Source organism: Rhodococcus sp. BP-349 (genome assembly GCF_019835845.1).
In the GTDB taxonomy this organism is placed as follows: Bacteria; Actinomycetota; Actinomycetes; order Mycobacteriales; family Mycobacteriaceae; genus Rhodococcoides.
Genome location: NZ_JABUDR010000001.1, coordinates 381655 through 400264, shown reverse-complemented (window position 1 = coordinate 400264; position 18610 = coordinate 381655). Strand labels below are relative to the sequence as shown.

Annotated in this window: 12 protein-coding genes; 6 read left to right on the top strand and 6 right to left on the bottom strand. The window is 68.5% G+C overall.

Annotated elements, in window-relative coordinates; all coding sequences use genetic code 11:
* Positions 1-127 precede the first annotated feature (127 nt).
* Positions 128-1615 (top strand): hypothetical protein, encoded by a 1488-nt coding sequence (locus tag HQ325_RS01885; protein ID WP_222626471.1) that lies wholly within the window; start codon positions 128-130, stop codon positions 1613-1615.
* A 75-nt stretch (positions 1616-1690) separates the two neighbouring features.
* Complete coding sequence (gene thiD / locus HQ325_RS01880; RefSeq protein ID WP_222626470.1) at positions 1691-2479, top strand: bifunctional hydroxymethylpyrimidine kinase/phosphomethylpyrimidine kinase; 789 nt, start codon at positions 1691-1693, stop codon at positions 2477-2479.
* A 19-nt stretch (positions 2480-2498) separates the two neighbouring features.
* Here thiD and pyrE read toward each other — a convergent pair whose 3' ends face one another.
* The 4 genes from pyrE to HQ325_RS01860 all read right to left on the bottom strand — a co-directional run bounded on the left by pyrE (position 2499) and on the right by HQ325_RS01860 (position 5169).
* Positions 2499-3035: an orotate phosphoribosyltransferase gene (gene pyrE, locus HQ325_RS01875; RefSeq protein ID WP_308014217.1), complete on the bottom strand. Its 537-nt coding sequence runs from the start codon at positions 3033-3035 to the stop codon at positions 2499-2501.
* Positions 3036-3059: 24 nt separating this feature from the next.
* Positions 3060-3626 (bottom strand): hypothetical protein, encoded by a 567-nt coding sequence (locus tag HQ325_RS01870; RefSeq protein WP_222626469.1) that lies wholly within the window; start codon positions 3624-3626, stop codon positions 3060-3062.
* A gap of 69 nt (positions 3627-3695) precedes the next feature.
* The gene (locus tag HQ325_RS01865; RefSeq protein ID WP_222626468.1) at positions 3696-4484 is read right to left on the bottom strand and encodes an SDR family oxidoreductase; all 789 of its coding nucleotides are present in this window, start codon (positions 4482-4484) and stop codon (positions 3696-3698) included.
* Between the two features lie 55 nt (positions 4485-4539).
* Entirely contained in the window at positions 4540-5169 is a 630-nt protein-coding gene (locus HQ325_RS01860) for a hypothetical protein (protein WP_222628783.1), read from the bottom strand.
* 234 nt (positions 5170-5403) lie between these two features.
* Between HQ325_RS01860 and HQ325_RS01855 the strand changes: the two genes are divergently transcribed.
* Positions 5404-10872 carry a biotin carboxylase N-terminal domain-containing protein gene (locus HQ325_RS01855; RefSeq protein WP_222626467.1) on the top strand — a complete coding sequence of 1823 codons (5469 nt, stop codon included), beginning with the start codon at positions 5404-5406 and terminating at the stop codon, positions 10870-10872.
* A gap of 70 nt (positions 10873-10942) precedes the next feature.
* Here the strand turns inward: HQ325_RS01855 and HQ325_RS01850 are convergent, their stop codons facing one another.
* Entirely contained in the window at positions 10943-11791 is an 849-nt protein-coding gene (locus HQ325_RS01850) for a hypothetical protein (protein WP_222626466.1), read from the bottom strand.
* Between the two features lie 118 nt (positions 11792-11909).
* Here HQ325_RS01850 and HQ325_RS01845 point away from each other — a divergent pair, with 118 nt between their 5' ends.
* Complete coding sequence (locus HQ325_RS01845; protein ID WP_261777620.1) at positions 11910-13316, top strand: amino acid permease; 1407 nt, start codon at positions 11910-11912, stop codon at positions 13314-13316.
* 18 nt (positions 13317-13334) lie between these two features.
* On the opposite strand, the gene HQ325_RS01840 is transcribed toward HQ325_RS01845, so the two are convergent.
* Positions 13335-14963, bottom strand: coding sequence for an HNH endonuclease signature motif containing protein (locus tag HQ325_RS01840; RefSeq protein WP_222626465.1), 1629 nt, complete (start codon positions 14961-14963; stop codon positions 13335-13337).
* A gap of 194 nt (positions 14964-15157) precedes the next feature.
* Here HQ325_RS01840 and HQ325_RS01835 point away from each other — a divergent pair, with 194 nt between their 5' ends.
* Both HQ325_RS01835 and HQ325_RS01830 read left to right on the top strand, forming a co-directional pair.
* Positions 15158-16753: an MFS transporter gene (locus HQ325_RS01835; RefSeq protein WP_222626464.1), complete on the top strand. Its 1596-nt coding sequence runs from the start codon at positions 15158-15160 to the stop codon at positions 16751-16753.
* 62 nt (positions 16754-16815) lie between these two features.
* The gene (locus HQ325_RS01830; RefSeq protein WP_222626463.1) at positions 16816-18588 is read left to right on the top strand and encodes an EAL domain-containing protein; all 1773 of its coding nucleotides are present in this window, start codon (positions 16816-16818) and stop codon (positions 18586-18588) included.
* Positions 18589-18610 lie beyond the last annotated feature (22 nt).

The following is an 18610-nucleotide window of genomic DNA, read 5'->3' as shown; positions in this document are numbered from 1 at the left end:
GTAACTCTGAAGTAAAAGTCTAGGCGGACCGGCAGGTACGTTCTGTTCGGTCGGGGGACGCGTACACCATTCTTCACCGCTTCTCGGATACGGCAGGAATGCCGTCTTCGGTATCGAAAGGCCATTCATGTCGGACAAGTCCATCACCCGTGCCCGCAGGACGCGGCTCGCTGCAGCGGGCGCCGTGCTCGCCGTGTCGCTGGCCGTCGCCGCACCCGCCGTGGCCCTCGCCGAGGATCCCACTGACAGCTCGGAGAGCAGCGAGTCGTCCACGAGCACCACCACCGAGGCTCCCGCCACGTCGACCACCGTGCCGGCCCCCACGTCCACGGATGCGCCGCCGGTGACCACCGTGCCCACCACCGCTCCCCCGGCCCGCCCGCTGCCGCAGGTCACCGGCTCCGTCGTGGTCGACGACGAGGGCAACTCCTCCATCAAGGTCGACATCGACGCGAAGCTGACCGAGGACGAGAAGAAGGCACTCCAGACTGCCAAGGACGCCACCAAGGCCGCCGTCGAGGCGATCAAGAAGGCGCAGGCATTCCTCGAGACCGCCATCGCCGCAGCGCAGGGCGGCGACGCGGCTGCCGAAGCCGAGGTCGAGGAGGCCGAGGCCGAGCTCGACGCGTCCAAGGCCGAGGAGTCCGCCGCGGTCGCCGAGCAGGAGAGCATCGTCGCCGCCGGTGTCGCCGCCAAGGCTCAGGAAGATGCGGACGCCGCCGAGGCGAAGGCCGACGAGGAGAAGGCCAAGGCCGACACCGCGCAGACCGAGGCCGACGACGCGAAGGACAAGGCGGACGAACTCGAGGGCGACGCCGCCGCCGACCCGACCGAGGCCGAGGCCGCTCGCGCCGACGCCGTCGCCAAGGCCGAGGCCGCAGCGACCGCACGCACCGCCGCGGAGGAGGCGACGAAGGCAGCCGAGGAGTCGCTGAAGGCTGTGGGTGACGCGTTCGCCACGCTCGACGCCGCCAAGGTCACCACGGCGATCCAGGCCGCGTACGCGAAGGCGTCGACGCTCTTCGCCGCTGTCGTCAAGGCAGCGACGACGCAGGTGGCCGCCACGGTCGCCGAGGAGAACGCGAAGCGGCTCGAAGCAGCCGGTGACGCCGAGGCGGCAGCAGCAGCCGAGGCCGCCGCAGCAGCGAAGGCCGAGGCCGACGCAGCTGCGAAGGATGCCGCGGACAAGAAGGCCGCCGACGAGGCTGCCGCGGAGAACGCCGCCAAGGAGACCGTCACGGTCGAGGTCGGCGACGAGAAGAAGGAGGACGTCGAGGTCGCGGCCATCGACTCCACCACAGTGGAGGTCACCGCCTCCGGAATTCGTCTCATCGGCTTCTACGTCGACGGCCCGACGCGCACGTTCAAGGTGGTCGACTACTTCACCGACGACGAGGAGGGCAACGTCATCGTCGCCGGTGAACTGCCGGAGATCGGTCTCGTGTCGTCCGAGTCGAGCCTCGCGGGGTCGGACCAGGCGGGGTCGGACCAGGCGAGTGCCTCGAACGACGAGGGTGGACTGCCCGTCGCGGCGATCGGCACCGGCGTGGCCGTCGTCGCCGTCGCGGGTGTCGGAGCCTTCGCTCTCTCCCGTCGCAAGGGCACTCGCTCCTGACGACCGAGCGCGTGGGTGCGGAGCCTCTCTCGGCCCCGCACCCGCGCGCTCTCGGCGTTTTGGGATGATGGAGTGATGCCGACTCTCGCCTACGTCATCGCCGGATCCGAAGCCACGGGAGGCGCCGGCCTGCAGGCCGACCTCAAGACGTTCGAGCGGCTCGGGGTCTACGGCGTCGGCACCATCACCTGCATCGTGTCGTTCGATCCGAAGGCCGGGTGGGGCCACCGTTTCGTCCCCATCGCCGGGCCGGTGATCGCCGACCAGATCGAGGCGGCGACGGCCGCCCACTCCCTGGACGTCGTGAAGATCGGCATGCTCGGCACACCCGAGACCGTCGCCACCGTCGCCGAGTCGCTCCGAGCGCAGCCGTGGCGCCACGTCGTCGTGGATCCCGTCCTGATCTGCAAGGGCCAGGAGCCGGGCGCGGCGCTGGACACGGACAACGCCCTGCGAGCCGAGATCCTCCCGCTCGCGACCGTCGTCACGCCGAATCTCTTCGAGGCGCAGACCCTGTCGGGGATGGACTCGATCGGGTCAGTCGACGATCTGGCGGAGGCCGCCCGCCGCATCGCGGACCTCGGACCTCGCTACGTGGTGGTCAAGGGCGGCGCGGGTCTGCCGGGCGACGAGGCCGTCGACGTCCTGTTCGACGGCACCGACGTCTCGGTGTTCCGTGCGCCGAAGATCGGCGAGGAGCGCGTCTCCGGAGCCGGCTGCATCTTTGCCGCCGCCATCACCGCCGAGCTGGCGAAGGGTTCCTCGGTCCAGGACGCGGTGGCCGCGGCCAAGGACTTCGCGCACGCCGGCATCGTCGGCCGCGTGACGACGAGCGCGCCCTTCACCGCCGTCGGCTGGCAGTAGAGCTCGTCTATCTCGAGATTCAGAGGTTCAGGTCGCCCAGACCGAGAAGGGACCGATACTCGAGACCCTCGGCCGCGATGACCGCGTCGGCGCCGGTGGCGCGGTCCACCACCGTCGCGACGCCCACCACGACGGCACCGGCGTCCCGCAGAGCCGCGACGGCCGTGAGCGGGGAGTTGCCGGTGGTGGTGGTGTCCTCGACGACCAGGACCCGTGTGCCCACGATGTTCGGGCCCTCGATCTGGCGCTGCATACCGTGGGCCTTGGCCGCCTTGCGGACGACGAACGCATCGATGGGACGGCCCGGCGCGTGCATGACCGCCAAAGCGACGGGGTCGGCACCCATAGTGAGTCCGCCCACGGCGCCGAAATCCCAGTCCGACACCAGTTCTCGCATGAGCTGCCCGATGAGGGCACCGGCGCGGTGGTGCAGCGTCGCGCGGCGGAGATCGACGTAGTAGTCGGCTTCAGCGCCCGACGACAGCGTCACCTTCCCGTGCACGACGGCCAGTTCGCGGACCAGTTCTGCCAGTTCGGACTTCTCGGTAGCTGCCACGAGCAGTGAATCTATCGGGTGCACTCAGGCAGCGTGCTGCGGCGCCCGCAACCATGCCGTGTCGGCGTCGGCCGTCTCGGCGAACACCTCGGGCGCCTGGACGCCCAGCAGCCGGACGACGGGGCCCGACAGCGGCGAGTCGGCGAGGGACGCCAACGACGACGCCTGCGTGTTGTACACACGGACGGCTCCGGCGACGCGGTGCTCGATGCGATCGAGTTCCGTTGCGGGCGAGCTGAAGTCCCACCCCTGCGGCCCACCGGCCCGGCCGTCGAACAACACCTCGTGGAGGGCGACCGACAACGCGTTCTCGGCGCCCGCCCGCGCGCCGAGCTCCGCGCGACGATCGCGCATCATGGCCGACAGCGACCGCGCCCCGACGAGCTGGTTCACGGCAGCGCGGTCGAGATCGGCGTCGACGGCAGCGCGCACGAGATCGGGGATCACGGCACGTCGTCGATCGAGTTCGATCTCGAGCAGGTTCAGTCCGGCAGCGACGGAGTCGGCCGACCGACGGGTCCGCCGGACGACCGACACGATCCAGCCGATACCGATGATCATCACGAACGCCACCAGGGCCACAACAGTCACATCAGAAACATAGCGCCGTCGAGTGTGAACGTCGACCCGAGGTCGAGGGTTCGTCGGTGCCGCTGGGGCCTACGTGCGACCGCGCGCACTGCCGACCAGGGAGACCACGCGGCGAGCGATGGTACGGGGCACCAGACGCGATACCGAAGTCAGTGACTTGTACTGAAGCCCAGGCACACTCAGCACCGTGTTCTTCTCCAGGTCGGCGAGCGAGGCGTCGACCACCTGGTCCACGGAGAGGTACATGAACGACGGAATCGACGACATCTCGATGCCGGCGCGCTCGTGGAACTCCGTCCGCACGAAGCCCGGGCACAGTGCCTGGATGCGGACGCCGGTGCCGGCGAGACCGCCCGCGAGACCCTCGCTGAACGAGACGACGTACGCCTTCGACGCGGAGTACGTGGAACCGCGACCCGACATCAGGCCGGCGACGCTGGCCACGTTGATCACGGAGCCCTTCGCGCCCGCGATCATCGGCGGCAGCGCTGCGCGGGTGAACTGCATGACGGCAGTGACGTTGACGTCGAGCTGCGACTGCAGCAGCGCGGTATCGGCCGTCCAGAACTCACCGGACGTACCGAAGCCCGCGTTGTTGATCAGGACCTGCACGCCCTCCTGCAGTCGGGCGACGACGGCGGCGCGGCCCTCCTCGGTCGCGAGATCCGCTCCCAGGATCTCCGACGAGGTGCCGTACGACGCGCGGAGCTCGTCGGCCAGTGCCTCGAGCCTGACGGTGTCGCGGGCGACCAGGACGAGGTCGTGGCCGCTGGCGGCGAGACGGCGAGCGAATCCGCCGCCGATGCCGGACGTCGGACCGGTGACGAGTGCGATGGGCCGCGGTGTTGGAGTCGACATGCGCACGAGACTATCGGGTGAGGTTCCTCACGGCAGCACGTGGCTGATGAAAGGATCAGTCGTCGCGCTGCGACGCCGGCCGGCGCCGCGAGGGCGGCAACACGTGCAGAAGTCCGGACAGACGCGTGACGGCGTCGATCGCGGCGTCCCAGTCGCGTCCCGAACTGCCCACCGGAACGGTGCCCAGCGTCCACGGGCCCTCGCTCCACAGCAACTGCACCACGTCGGGCACCGAGTGCGTGAAGGCGACCATGCGCTGGTCACAGACTCGCCGGGCCACGTCGAGGTCCGTCGCGAAGATGATGCGGGGACCCAGCGAGCCGAGCAGCTGCATGTCGGCCTCCTTGGGCGGCGGCGTCGTGCGGGACCGCAGATCGAGGTCGACGTCGGATCCCACCTCGCGGCGCACCGCCACGACGGTCGCGGCGTCCTCGAGATCGAACAGGACGAACTCCTCGCCGCGTCGCACACCCTCGACCACGTCGACGGCACCGAGGAACTCCTGGTTCGCCATGGCCGCGCGCGAGAAGGTCGACGGCAGGTCGGAATCCGCGGGAACGTAGTGGTAGCCCTGCGCTTTCGCCCAGATCTGGCGCACCCTGCCCTGCTGTCCGCGACGGGCGCGATCGATGTACAGCAGTGCCACCGCACCGAGGAGTGCGATCAGAGCAAGGCCGAACCACATCGCTGTCATCGCGCTCCACTGTACTTTTCCCGGGGCACGACGCTTGTTCGGAGGTGCGCCGCCGCGGTCGGACCCTCGTCGTCGTTACCCGTCGGTATACCCGTGGGTAGCGCATCGCCACAGGTCAGTGACCGATCACGACCCTGCGCGGCGTCGGTGGGATGTACTCGCCAGTACGCCCGTCGACCGTCACACTGGCTCGGAAGACACTTTCCCTTCGAGACGGCGGAGCGCATGTTCACACGCATAGCAGTAGTCAACCGAGGCGAAGCAGCTGTTCGCCTCATCCGAGCGGTACGCGAGCTGAACAACGAATCGCGGTCCGCCGAGCCTCTGCGCGTCATCGCTCTGCACACCGACGCCGAGCGGAAGGCGATGTTCGTCCGCCAGGCCGACGAGGCCGTCACGCTCCGCAAGACGGGCGGGAAGAACCCGTACCTCGACTACGCCGAACTCGAGCGCGCGCTCGTCGAGGCCCGTGCCGACGCCGTGTGGGTCGGCTGGGGCTTCGTCGCCGAGGACCCGACCTTCGCCGACATCTGCGCGCGCCTTGGCATCACGTTCATCGGCCCGTCCGCGGCCTCGATGCGCCTGCTCGGTGACAAGGTCGAGGCCAAGATCCTCGCCGAGAAGGTGGGCGTCCCGGTCGCGCCGTGGAGCGGTGGTCCCGTCGAGACCCGCGCCGATGCACGTCGGCACGCCGCCGCCATCGGTTATCCCCTGATCATCAAGGCCCGCAGCGGTGGTGGCGGTCGCGGCATCCGCAAGGTCTTCGCCGAGGACGAGCTCGAACTCGCACTCGAGCGCACCCAGGGTGAGGCCGAGCGGTCCTTCGGCGACCCGGTCGTCTTCCTCGAGCGGCTCGTCACCGAAGCGCGCCACGTGGAGGTCCAGGTCATCGCCGACACGCACGGCAACGTGTGGGCACCCGGCGTTCGCGACTGCTCGATCCAGCGTCGCAACCAGAAGGTCATCGAGGAATCGAGCTCGGCCGTCCTGACCAAGGAGCAGGCCGACGAGCTGCGCACCGCCTCGGCCGAGCTGGTCCGCGCCGCCGGCTACCACGGCGCCGGCACGGTGGAGTACCTCTACCAGCCCGAGCAGAAGATCTTCACCTTCCTCGAGGTCAACACGCGCCTGCAGGTCGAGCACCCCATCACCGAGGTCACGACGGGCCTCGACCTGGTCAAGCTGCAGATCCTCGTCGCCGGCGGCCACGTGCTCGAGGGCGACTGCCCGACCGAGTTCGGTCACGCCGTCGAGGCACGACTCAACGCCGAGGACGCCGACAACGGTTTCGCGCCGGCGCCCGGCACCGTCCGGTTGCTGAAGTTCCCGCTCGGATCGGGCCTGCGCGTCGACACGGGCATCGCCCAGGGCGACGTCATCCCGCCCGATTACGACTCCATGGTCGCGAAGGTGATCGCGTGGGGCCGTGACCGTTCCGAGGCCCTCGCCCGGCTCCGCACCGCGCTCCGCGAGACCACCGTCGTCATCGACGGCGGCACCACCACGAAGTCGTTCCTGCTCGACCTGCTCGATCGCGAGGAGCTCGTCGACGCCACCGCCGACACCGGCTGGCTCGACCGCACCGGCGCGGGCACCGCGGAGGGCCCCACCCGCGTCGCCGACGTCGCACTGATCGCCGCGGCCGTCGACGCCTACGACGCGGACGAGGCCCGTGAGCGCGCCAAGTTCCTGCTCTCCGCCCGTGGCGGCCGTCCCCGCGCCAGCCATGACATCGGCCGCACGGTGGAGCTCAACTACCAGGGCCAGGGCTACCGCCTGACCGTCGGACAGGTGGGACCGCACCGCTACCTGGTCGCGGTCGACGACCACGAGATCACCATCGACATCGAGCGGCTCGGCACGTTCGAGCGTCGCGCCGAGATCGACGGCACCCGCTACTCCGTCGTCACCGTGCCCGGCCCCGCCGGGTATCTCGTCGAGGTCGACGGCGTGAGCCACCAGATCAGTCAGGACGAGGCGGGCCTGGTGCGCGCCCCCGCGCCCGCCGTCGTCGTCGCCGTCCCGGTCGCCGTGGGCGACGAGGTCGAGGCCGGACAGACCCTCGTGGTGCTCGAGGCCATGAAGATGGAGACCGCGGTGCGTGCCGCCTCGGCCGGCCGGGTCAGCGAGGTACTCGCCGTCGTCAACGCTCAGGTCGACAACGGTGCGGCGCTGCTGCGCGTCGATCCGATCGGTGAGACTGCCGCCGCCTCCACCACCGCCCGGGTCGAGTTCCGCTCGCCGTGCGGCGACGCTGTCCGTGACGACCGCCTCGACGCGTTGGCACGTCTCGACGAACTGCGCGCTCTCCTCAGCGGATTCGACGTGAGCGCGTCCCGTGCGCTCGCCACCATCGCCGAGTACGACGCGCTGCGCGGAGCACTCCCACGCAAGGACGGCGAGCTGGTCCGCGCCGAGCTGGACCTGCTCACCACCTTCGCCGACATGTGCGAACTCACGCGCAACCGGCCGACGATGGACGAGGAGGGCACCGACGAGCGCGTCCACAGTCCGCGCGAGCACTTCCACGCCTTCCTGCAGTCGCTCGACGCCGACGTCCAGGGTCTGCCGGACGAGTTCCGCGACAAGCTCGCTCGCGCACTGCGGCACTACGACAAGAACGATCTGGACCGTGGCACCGATCTCGAGGAGGCCGTCTACCGACTCTTCCTGGCGCAGCAGCGCATCGAGAACCAGGTCCCGGCCATCGCCGCGCTCCTCGATCGCTGGATCGCCGACCCGTCGGTCGCTCCGGACGCCGACAGCGCCGTCGGCGAGGTGCTCGACCGCCTCGTCGTCGCGACCCAGGTGCGGTACCCGGTGATCGGCGACGTCGCTCGCAACCTCCGCTTCCAGTTGTTCGACGAGCCGCAGATCCGCAGGGCGCGTGAGCAGGTCTACGACGGTGTGCGCGGCAGTCTGCAGTACCTGTCCGAGCGGCCCGATTCCGACGATCACCAGGAGCGCATCGACGCCCTGGTCGCCACCGAGGAGCCGCTCGTCGAACTGCTCTCCCAGCGCATGTCAGACCCGGGTGCCCTGCTCGAGGTGATCACCCGCCAGTACTACGAGATCCGTGACTTCGAGGACGTGAAGGCCTTCGATCGTGAAGGGCAGCACTATGTCTCGGGCACCTTCACCCTCGTCGGCGGCAAGGTCAACCTGCTCTCGACCATGACCGATCGCGCCGGCCTATCCTCGACGCTGGTGGCGCTCACCGAGACCGCGGGGCCGGCACCCGAGAACCTCGCGGTGGACCTCTACCTCTCGTGGCCGACCGCGCCGGAGGACGGCGACCAGGTGGTCGAGGAACTGCGCTCCGAGATCTCCGCCCACCCGGCGACCACGTCGTGGCGGCGCGTCACGGTCACCGTCTTCGGACGCGGCACCGGTATCTCGCGCCAGGTGACGTTCCGGCCGCAGGCAGGTGTTCTCACCGAGGACGTCTCGCTCCGCGACCTGCATCCGCTCACCGGTCAACGACTGGATCTGTGGCGCCTGAAGAACTTCGACGGCACCCGCATCCCGTCCGCACCCGGCACGTACCTGTTCGATCTGGTGGCGAAGGACAACCCCAAGGACGAGCGATTGGTCGCCCTGGCCGAGATCCGCGACGCCGCAGTGCAGTTCGACGCCCAGGGCAACGTGGTCTCGGTTCCCGCCATCGAGCGCACGCTCTCCGCGTGCCTCGACGGCATCCGCCGCGCTCAGGCTCGCCGCGGTAACCGCCGCCTCGACCACAACCGCGTCGTTCTCTACGTGTGGCCGGTGCTGAACCTGCCCCTCGACAAGTTGCGCATCGTGGCCCGGCATCTCGCGCCGCTCACCGTGGCTGCCGGTCTCGAGGAGATCACCATGATGGCCCGCGTCGTGGTGCGTCCCGGCGCGGAGCCCACCATGCAGGCTCTGCGCTTCTCGTACCGACCCGGCACCGGTGTGGTCACCAAGATCACCGACCCGCCCACCGAGCCCATGCGCCCGCTGGACACGTACACGCAGAACGTGCAGCGCTCGCAGGCACGCGGCACCGTGTACCCGTACGAGCTGATCCCCGTGCTGACCAAGCGCGACGGTTCCTTCGTCGAGTACGACCTGGACGAGTCCGGTGCGCTGCAGCCCATCTCGCGTCCGTACGGCCAGAACACCGCCGGCATCATCGTGGGCCTGGTGTCCACGCCGACGGCGCTGTACCCGGAGGGCATGACCCGCGTCGCCCTGTTCGGTGACCCGACCAAGGCGCTGGGCACGGTGGCCGAGGCCGAGTGTGCGCGCGTCGTCGCCGCGATCGACCTGGCCGAGGAGATGAACGTCCCGGTCGAGTGGTTCGCGCTCTCGTCCGGCGCCACCATCTCCATGGGCAGCGGCACGGAGAACATGGACTGGGTGTCGCGGGCTCTGCGCCGCATCATCACCTTCACGCAGGCCGGTCACGAGATCAACGTGATCGTCGCGGGCATCAACGTCGGTGCGCAGCCGTACTGGAACGCCGAGGCGACGATGCTCATGCACACCAAGGGCATCCTGGTGATGACGCCGGAGAGCGCGATGGTGCTCACCGGCAAGCAGTCCCTGGACTACTCCGGTGGCGTCTCCGCGGAGGACAACTTCGGCATCGGTGGTTACGACCGCGTGATGGGCCCCAACGGGCAGGCGCAGTACTGGGCTCCGAACCTCGGAGCTGCGTGCGACGTCCTCTTCGCGCACTACGACCACGCCTATCGCGCACCGGGAGAACGCTTCCCGCGCCGCACGACGACCGTCGACCCGGTCGACCGCGACGTGCGGACCTACCCGCACGTGCACCCGTCGAGCGACTTCAAGACCGTCGGCGACATCTTCTCCTCGGCCACCAACCCCGAGCGCAAGAAGCCGTTCGACATCCGCACCGTGATGCGCGCCGTGGTCGATCAGGACCACGCCGTGCTCGAGCGGTGGGCCGACATGGCCGACGCGGACACGTCCGTCGTCTTCGACGCTCACCTCGCCGGTTACCCGGTGTCGGTGATCGGCATCGAGTCACGCGCCATCTCGCGCAAGGGATGGTTCCCGTCCGACGGCCCGGACCAGTGGACGTCGGGAACGCTGTTCCCGCGCTCGTCGAAGAAGACTGCTCGTGCGATCAACGCGGCCAGCGGCAATCGCCCCCTGGTCGTGTTGGCCAACCTGTCCGGCTTCGACGGTTCACCCGAATCGCTGCGCAATCTCCAGTTGGAGTACGGCGCCGAGATCGGCCGTGCCATCGTCAACTTCGACGGTCCGATCGTGTTCTGCGTGGTCTCTCGGTACCACGGCGGCGCGTTCGTGGTGTTCTCCGGAGCACTCAACGAGAACATGGAGGTGCTCGCGGTCGAGGGTTCGTTCGCGTCCGTCCTCGGTGGTGCGCCGGCCGCGGCGGTCGTCTTCACGCGAGACGTCAACAAGCGCACCGCATCCGACCCGTCCGTCCGCGATCTGGAGGCGCGCATGAACTCCTCCGAGGACGACACGGAGCGGGCCCGGTTGCAGGTGGAGCTCTCGGCCACCCGCACCGCGGTGCGCTCGGAGAAGCTCGGTGAGGTGGCGTCCGAGTTCGAGGCGGTGCACAACATCGAGCGAGCGCGGACCGTCGGCTCGGTGCACCACATCGTGGCGGCCGCCGAACTGCGCCCGCAGATCGTCGCGGCGATCGAGCGCGGAATGGCTCGACAGGCCTGACCCTGCAGACAGAGAAACACCCTTCCTCGCGCGGTGCGAGGGAGGGTGTTTCTCGTTCGAGCCGGTGGTGTCAGTTGAAGCTGATGCCGGCGCTGACGATGACCTCGGCGGTGATGGAGCCGTCGGCGAGCGGGGTGCCCTGCACCACGATCGAGGTGCCGGGCGCAAGATCGGCCACGGTGAGTGCACCGAGAGCGAGAATCTGTGTGTTCGCGTTCGTCACCACGGTGACGGTGGACCCGCCGATCCCGTCCATGACGATGGTGGTGCCGTCGTTCGAGATGATCGTGCCCACGGAAGCGCCCTGCGACCCCAGTGCCTCACCCACTCCCCCGGGGATCTGGTCGAGGCCGGGCAGCGAGCCGAGCGGCGGAACGCTCGTCGACGGCGGGGCCGTGGTCGTGGGCGGGGCGGATCGCGGAGTGATGGCCGGTGCCGCTGTGCGCGAGGACGACGTCGAGTCGAACAGCAGATAGACCCCGGTACCGATGAGCGCGATGACGATGAGCGCTGCCGCGACGATCAGTGCCGTCTTCGGACCGCGTGGGGGCTTATCGTCGCCGTTCTCGAGGAAGGGCGCCTCGCCGTACTGGTTCTGCTGGTACTGGGGCTGCTGGTACTGGGGATAGCCCTGAGTCGGGTGACCCTGCTGGGTCGGGTAGCCCTGCTGGGTCGGGTAGCCCTGCTGGGTCGGATAGCCCTGGGTCGGATACTGCTGCTGCTGGGGGTAGCCCTGCTCGTACGGCGGTTGCTGGGCGTACCAGTCGCCGGCCGGGAGCGCCTCGGTCGGGTTGTAGCCGGACTGCCCGTAGGCCTGGCCGGGATCCGAGGTGTGGCCGGGACTGCCGAGGTACTCCGTCGGCTGGTCGCGGTCGCGAGCCGAGTCGTCGTTGTCGCGCGGTCCGGTCGGCGTCGTCATGACCTCAGGATAGTCCCCGAGAAGACCGGGCAATTCGGACGAGATGTGCCGTGCGCCGCGCACCGAACCGACCGTTGTGATCGACTCGGAAGGTTCGCATCTCACGAGGAGAACTGACATGTCGATCGACAACAAGGACGCGGACCCGATCGGCGCGACCGGACGACCCGCCGCTCTGGGAACCAGCCTGAAACCGCGTCACATCACCATGATCTCGATCGCCGGCGTGATCGGCGCCGGGCTGTTCGTCGGTTCCGCGACCGCGATCAACCTGGCCGGTCCCGCCGTGTTGTTGTCGTATCTGTTCGCCGGCGTTCTCGTCGTCCTGGTGATGCGCATGCTCGGGGAAATGGCGACCGCCAATCCCGACACCGGGTCCTTCTCCACGTACGCGACCCGCGCGCTCGGCCACTGGGCCGGGTTCTCCGTCGGGTGGCTGTACTGGTGGTTCTGGGTGCTGGTGATCCCGGTGGAGGCCACGGCAGGTGCGCTGATCATGTCGTCGTGGATCGGCGGTGATCAGTGGATCTGGGCTCTCGCCATCACTCTGATCCTCACCGTCACCAACCTGCTGAGCGTGGGCAACTACGGCGAGTTCGAGTTCTGGTTCGCGCTCATCAAGGTGGTCGCCATCATCGGGTTCATCGCGCTCGGCGTTCTCGCGATCCTGGGCCTGTTGCCGGGCAGCGACGTCAGCGGGGTGTCGCACCTGTGGTCGGACGGCGGGTTCATGCCCTTCGGTTTCGGCGCCGTCATCGCCGCCATGCTGACGACGATGTTCTCGTTCATGGGCACCGAGATCGTCACCATCGCCGCCGCGGAGTCGCCCGATCCGAAGAAGGGCATCACGCGCGCGGTCAACTCGGTGATCTGGCGGATCATGATCTTCTACCTCGGCTCGATCTTCATCGTCGTCGCCCTGGTCCCGGCCGCGGAACTCGACGCGGAGACCGGCTCGTACCAGTTCGTGTTGGGGCAGATGAACATTCCGCACGCGGACCGCATCATGGACGTCGTCATCCTCACCGCCGTCGCGTCCTGCCTCAACTCTGCGCTGTACACGGCGAGCCGCATGTTGTTCTCACTGTCCGAACGTGGCGACGCGCCCGCGGTGGTCCGCAAGGTATCGAGCCGCGGCGTGCCCTACGTGGCCGTGCTCGCCTCCACTGCACTCGGATTCGTGGCCGTCATCGGTAACTACGCGCTACCGGAGAAGCTGTTCGGGTACCTCCTCGCGACGACCGGTGCCGTGGCTCTCTTCGTCTACCTCGCCATCGCAGCCAGCCAGTTGGTGTTGCGGCGCACGCTCGACCGCGAGGGGCGCCGCCCTCCGGTCCGCATGTGGCTGTACCCGTGGTTGACCTATCTGGCGATCGGCTTCATCGTCGTCGTCCTCGTGATGATGGTGATCATGCCGGAGCAGCGGACGGCCATCGGCTTCTCCGCGGTGTTGGCAGCAGTCACCGTCGTGGCCGGTGTGCTGCGTCAGCGACGCGTGACTGCCGCCGAATCCGCGCACGTCTGATCGCCCCGCCACCGTCGCTCAGAACGGTGGCGGGTCGTCGATCGCTGCGGCTTCTCGAGCTCGGCGGTTGCGAGCCCGTTCGGCGCGTCGCCGCGCATGAAGGGCCGCGAGGCGAGTGCGCCGTCTCATCGGTGCCGAACCGGGCTCGGGCGGCGGGTGCACCACCGGGTCGTCGAAGGTGATCTCGGCCAGTTCCGGATGGAGGTCGTATCCGTTGTGAGCCGGGCCCGGAACGGTGCGACCCTCCGGCGTGGTGACGGTCGAGAGGACTCTGCCGGGTAGCTCCGGATCGGGACACTGATCGTCGAGGAAGTCGGTGAACGTCTTCAAAGTGTGGTGAAAGCGGCACTTGCCGTTGAGATTCGTCGCCGTGGTCTGTCCACCGGCGGCCGGGTCCTCGTGGTCGTACTCGGTGACGTGGTCCAGGTCGTCCGTCACCGCCGGGTTGTTGCATCCAGGCCAGGTGCAGTACTGGTCGCGGGCACGGACGAACGTCTCGAGTGCCGCGCTGGGTCGGTACGGGTCGGCCGGCTGGTGGGCTGCGCGCTGCGGATCCATCGGGCGCCGGACGGCATCGGAACGGTCCGCCAGATCCCGCAGGTGACCGGGCGAGATGACGCCGTAGCCGTGCAGGAAGCCGGAGCGGCCGGAGGTGTCCGACACCGGGGTCGCTGCATCGGGGCCTCCAGTGTCGGGGGCTGCACCTTCAGGGCTCGATGCAGCTGGGGTGGCCGCATCCAGGGTGGCCGCATCCAGGGTGGCCGCATCCAGGGTGGCCGCATCCAGGGTGGCCGCATCCAGGGTGGCCGCGTCACCGACCACGTGCACGACGACGGTGGTCGCACTGATCGAGTCGGGGTCGGTCTCCGAGTGTGTGCACGTGGGATCGCCGCACTGACAACCGAATCCGGTGCCGGTGACGAGCGCGAACAGAGCGTCGGACGCGCGAGCGTTGCGGCTGCGGGGATCGCGTGAGCAGACGTTTGCAGCAAGAGCCTCGACACGAGATGCGACGAGCAGCGCGTCCTCGGCCGCCATGGTGGCACCGACGGCAGCCATGCCGTCGGGAGCGTTCTCGACCCAGAAGGAGCGATTCTCCTTGGCCTTGATGCGCCTCTCACGCACCGCATCCGGATCATGACGATGAACGATGCAGTCGACCATGTCCCGCAGCCGGGTGTCGGACCACGAACGGCGACGCCGAAGGGCGGCAGCGATCTCGGCGTCGACTTCGTCGGCGTACTCGCGGCCGTCCACCAGATCGGTACGAGTGACGATGGTGTGCAGGTGTTTCGGCGCGAGCAGCCCGTCCCGCAGGCACTCTGCGACACGCGGCAGGCGATCGCGCAACACGAGGGCGCGAAAGAGAATGCCGTCGGCGGCACCCTGACTGACGGACAGCACGGTGGCGATGCGGGCGGCGCACTGCGTCGCCGCGTCCAGGCATCGGCGGTCCGAGGCCTCGACCGGCGCGACGATCAGGGCGTGGAGGTGCGCGGCCGCCCGGTATCGAGTCCACTCCAGGAAGCCGAGGCCGGCGGTGGCGTGAACGACGGTGTCCAGAGCCTCCTCGATCGACGCATCGGTCAGCGCCACCGGAAGGCCCATGGCCTCCGGATTCTGCTGCGCCCACCCCGACTCGAACATGTGTGCGAAGGTAGCAGCGCCCACCGACACCGTCTGGTCGTGCTGGAACACGACGTGTTCGGCCGGACACCGGCCCCGTCGACTGACCGACTCGCGTGACGGCCACCACACTGGATTGACCGTGACACAAGGACACAGTTACCGTCTGCACACATTCTATGCCCAATAGCATAGAACAGACGGAGCGAGATTCCATGGCACTGCATCAAGCACCACCCACCACCTCGCTGTCGGGGCGAGGCCGCGCTCTGGCGCTCCTCGTCATCTGCGCGGCCGAACTCCTGGTGGTCCTCGACAACACCATCGTCAACGTCGCGCTGCCGTCCATCGGCGTCGAGCTGCAGACCTCGATGTCCGGCCTGCAGTGGGTGGTCGACGCCTACACACTGACCTTCGCCGGCTTCCTGTTGGCGCTCGGGCACTTCGGCGATCGGTACGGTCGTCGCCGCGTCATGATCATCGGCCTGCTCGGGGTGGCGGCGCTCTCGGTCGTGGGGGCGCTCTCGGGTGACCTCGGCCAGGTGATCACAGCACGCGCCGTCATGGGCGTCTTCGCGGCGGCAGTGTTCCCGGCGACGCTGGCCATGATCATCACCATCTTCGCCGACCCTCGCGAGAAGGCACTGGCCATCGCCGCCTGGACAGCCATGGCCGGCTTCGCCATCGCGATCGGGCCCACCGCGGGAGGCTATCTGCTGGAACACTTCTCGTGGCACTCGGTATTCTGGATCAACGTGCCGGTGGCACTCGTCGTGGCCCTCGCCGCTCGGGTTCTCGTCCCGGAGTCGCGCGCCGAGCACGTCGGTCGCTTCGACGTCGTCGGGCTCGTGTCCTCGCTGGTGGCCATCACGGCACTGGTGTGGACCATCATCGAGGCCCCGCATCGCGGATGGCTGTCGGCCACCTCCATCGCCGGCTATGTGCTCTCGGCCGTGGCGATCACGGGCTTCATCGCATGGGAGAAGCGCACAGCCGCTCCGGTTCTCGATCTGACACTGTTCGCGAACCGTCGCTTCTCGCTCCCTGCCCTGTCCATCGCCGTCGGCTACTTCTCCATGTTCGGCTTCCTGTTCATGATCACCCAGTACTTCCAGGGCGTCCGCGAGTACTCACCGCTCGAGTTCGGCCTGCACTCACTGCCGTTCGCGGCAGCCGTCGGCATCGGCGCTCCCCTCGCCACGGTCGTCGCTCAACGTTTCGGTGCCACCGCCGTCATCGTCTCGGGTCTGCTCATCGTCAGCACGGGGATGGCCATCGCCGGCCAGATCGAGGTGGACACCCCCTATGTCGGCCCGGTCCTGCTGTCGATGGTCCTGATGGGACTGGGCCTGGCCATCGTCCAGGGACCGGCGACCGATTCCATCATGTCCGCGGTCGACCTCGACGGCGCCGGCGCCGGATCGGCCGTCAACGACACGACACGCGAGATCGGCGGGACACTCGGCGTGGCGGTGCTGGGTTCGATCGTCGCGTCGGTCTACTCCGCTCGCGTCACACCGTTGATCGACGCGGTGCCCTCGTCGCTGATGACGGACGGCGAGAAGGGTTTCGCATCGGAAACCGTCATCGCGGTGATCGAGATGGCGAAGCGTCCCACGCCGTCGCTGTTCGAACAGCAGAAGGCGGAACTCGTACTGGCGATGAAGTCCGCGAGTCTCGAAGGATTCCAGTTCGCCTCGTACGTCACGGTGTCCGCCTGCCTGGCGTGCGCCGTGGCCGTCGCGGTCTGCATGCCGTGGAAGCCTGCGGCAGACTCGGTTCTGGCCGCAGCACGCACTCGTCGCCGGTAGTCTGACGTCGGAGTGTGCTGACTCCCAGCGCACTCCGGCGCAGACCGTCGAAACGAGTCCTCGTGAGATCACAGCGGATCAGCCCTGATCCGGTTCTGTCGTTTCTCGCGTTGACGCCGAGACCAGCAGAACGATCTCGCGCCGTCATCGCGGGCATCACGGTGCTCGTCGGTGTCGCCGGACTCCTCCTCCTACCCTCCGACGCCCTCCGGCCGGGCGGCGCGGCGTGGTTACTTCTGTTCTCCGCCACGACCGTTCCCGTGGCGGTCGCATGGTTCATGACCACACGTCCGCGACACTTCGAGACCGCCTACGTGGTCTATGCCGATGTCGGTGTACTCGCGGTCGTGGCGATGTTCGACTCCGCATTCCTGTCGATGCCGTCGTGCGCCGTGTTGGTGCTGGTGTCGCTGTTCGCGGCGGCGTTCACCGACACACGAACGCTCAACGTGCATGTCGCCTTCTCGTGCGGGGTGCTCCTCGTCCTCGCCGCCGTCTCGGTCGAGCAGGGCACGGAGATCTGGATCGTGCTGTCTCGCACGCTCGCACTGATGAGCATGTTCGCCACACCCTTCGTGATCCGCATGTACGTCTCCTTCCTCCGCCGACAGGTCGAGGCCTCGCAACGCGATCCACTCACCGGGTTGCTCACGCGACGCGGGCTCTACAACCGGGTGACGTCGCAGTGGCAGTCCGCGCAGAGTCGTCCTACCGCGCACGGGGTCTTCGTGGAGATCGCGGACTTCGCGGACGTCGAGCAGCGATTCGGTCGCGGATCGGGTCGGGAGGTGCTCGAGGAGATCGCCGAGCGACTCACCGCCGATGCGCCGGCCGATGCCATTGCCGCCAGATTGAGCACCTCGCAGTTCCTGTGTGTGCTGCTCGTCGGTCCGGACGGTTCCACCGATCGCGCCATGCGGGACCTGTCCACCGGACTCGAGAACACACCTCTGCGGAGCGCACCGGTCACCGTCCTGACGGGGTCGGTGGTGGAGACGGTCGACCCGCATGCCGATGTGGGCACCACGCTGCACCACCTGATGACGCGCGCGGAGGCGACGCTGCAGCGACGCCACGCCACCAGGGCCTCCGCGTCGACGGACATGCGGGAGCGCATCGCGGCACTCATCGCGTCGGGCGGCCCGAGCATCGTCTTCCAACCCGTCTGCACCACCGACACGGGAGCCGTCGTCGGATACGAGGCGCTGTCGCGATTCCCCGACGGGTACGGCTCCCCGCAGACGTGGTTCGCGGACGCGTCGACCGTCGGCCTGCGCGTGGACCTCGAACTCAGTGCCATCCACGCGGCGATCGCAGCGTCGAGCGTGCTTCCACCGGGCGCGTTCGTGGCGGTCAACACGTCCGCGGACACCATCCTCTCCAGCGATCTCGCTGCGGATCTGATCGGACGCGGAGACAGGGGAAGGCGCTGGATCGTGGAGGTCACCGAGCATGATCGCATCGACGACTACGACGGGATGGGAGTCGCCGTCGAGATGTTGCGCTCGGCGGGCATCCTGATCTCGGTGGACGACGTGGGGACCGGCTACTCGGGTCTGCGCCAGCTGGTGGAACTACGCCCCGGCGTGGTGAAGCTCGACGCCTCGATCGTGCGCGGCATCGATTCGGACTCCATGCGCCGCGCCGCCGCCGTCAGCATCGTGACGTTCTCGAGGGAGATCGGAGCCGTCTGCATCTTCGAGGGCGTGGAGACCGCCGAGGAACTCGCCACGGCACGCGAGGTCGGAGCGGACCTGGTGCAGGGATATCTGCTCGGACGCCCCGCACCCGCCTCGGAACTGCTGGACAGGGACACCCCGCACCCTACCTCTTGATGACAATGATTATCATTTAGGG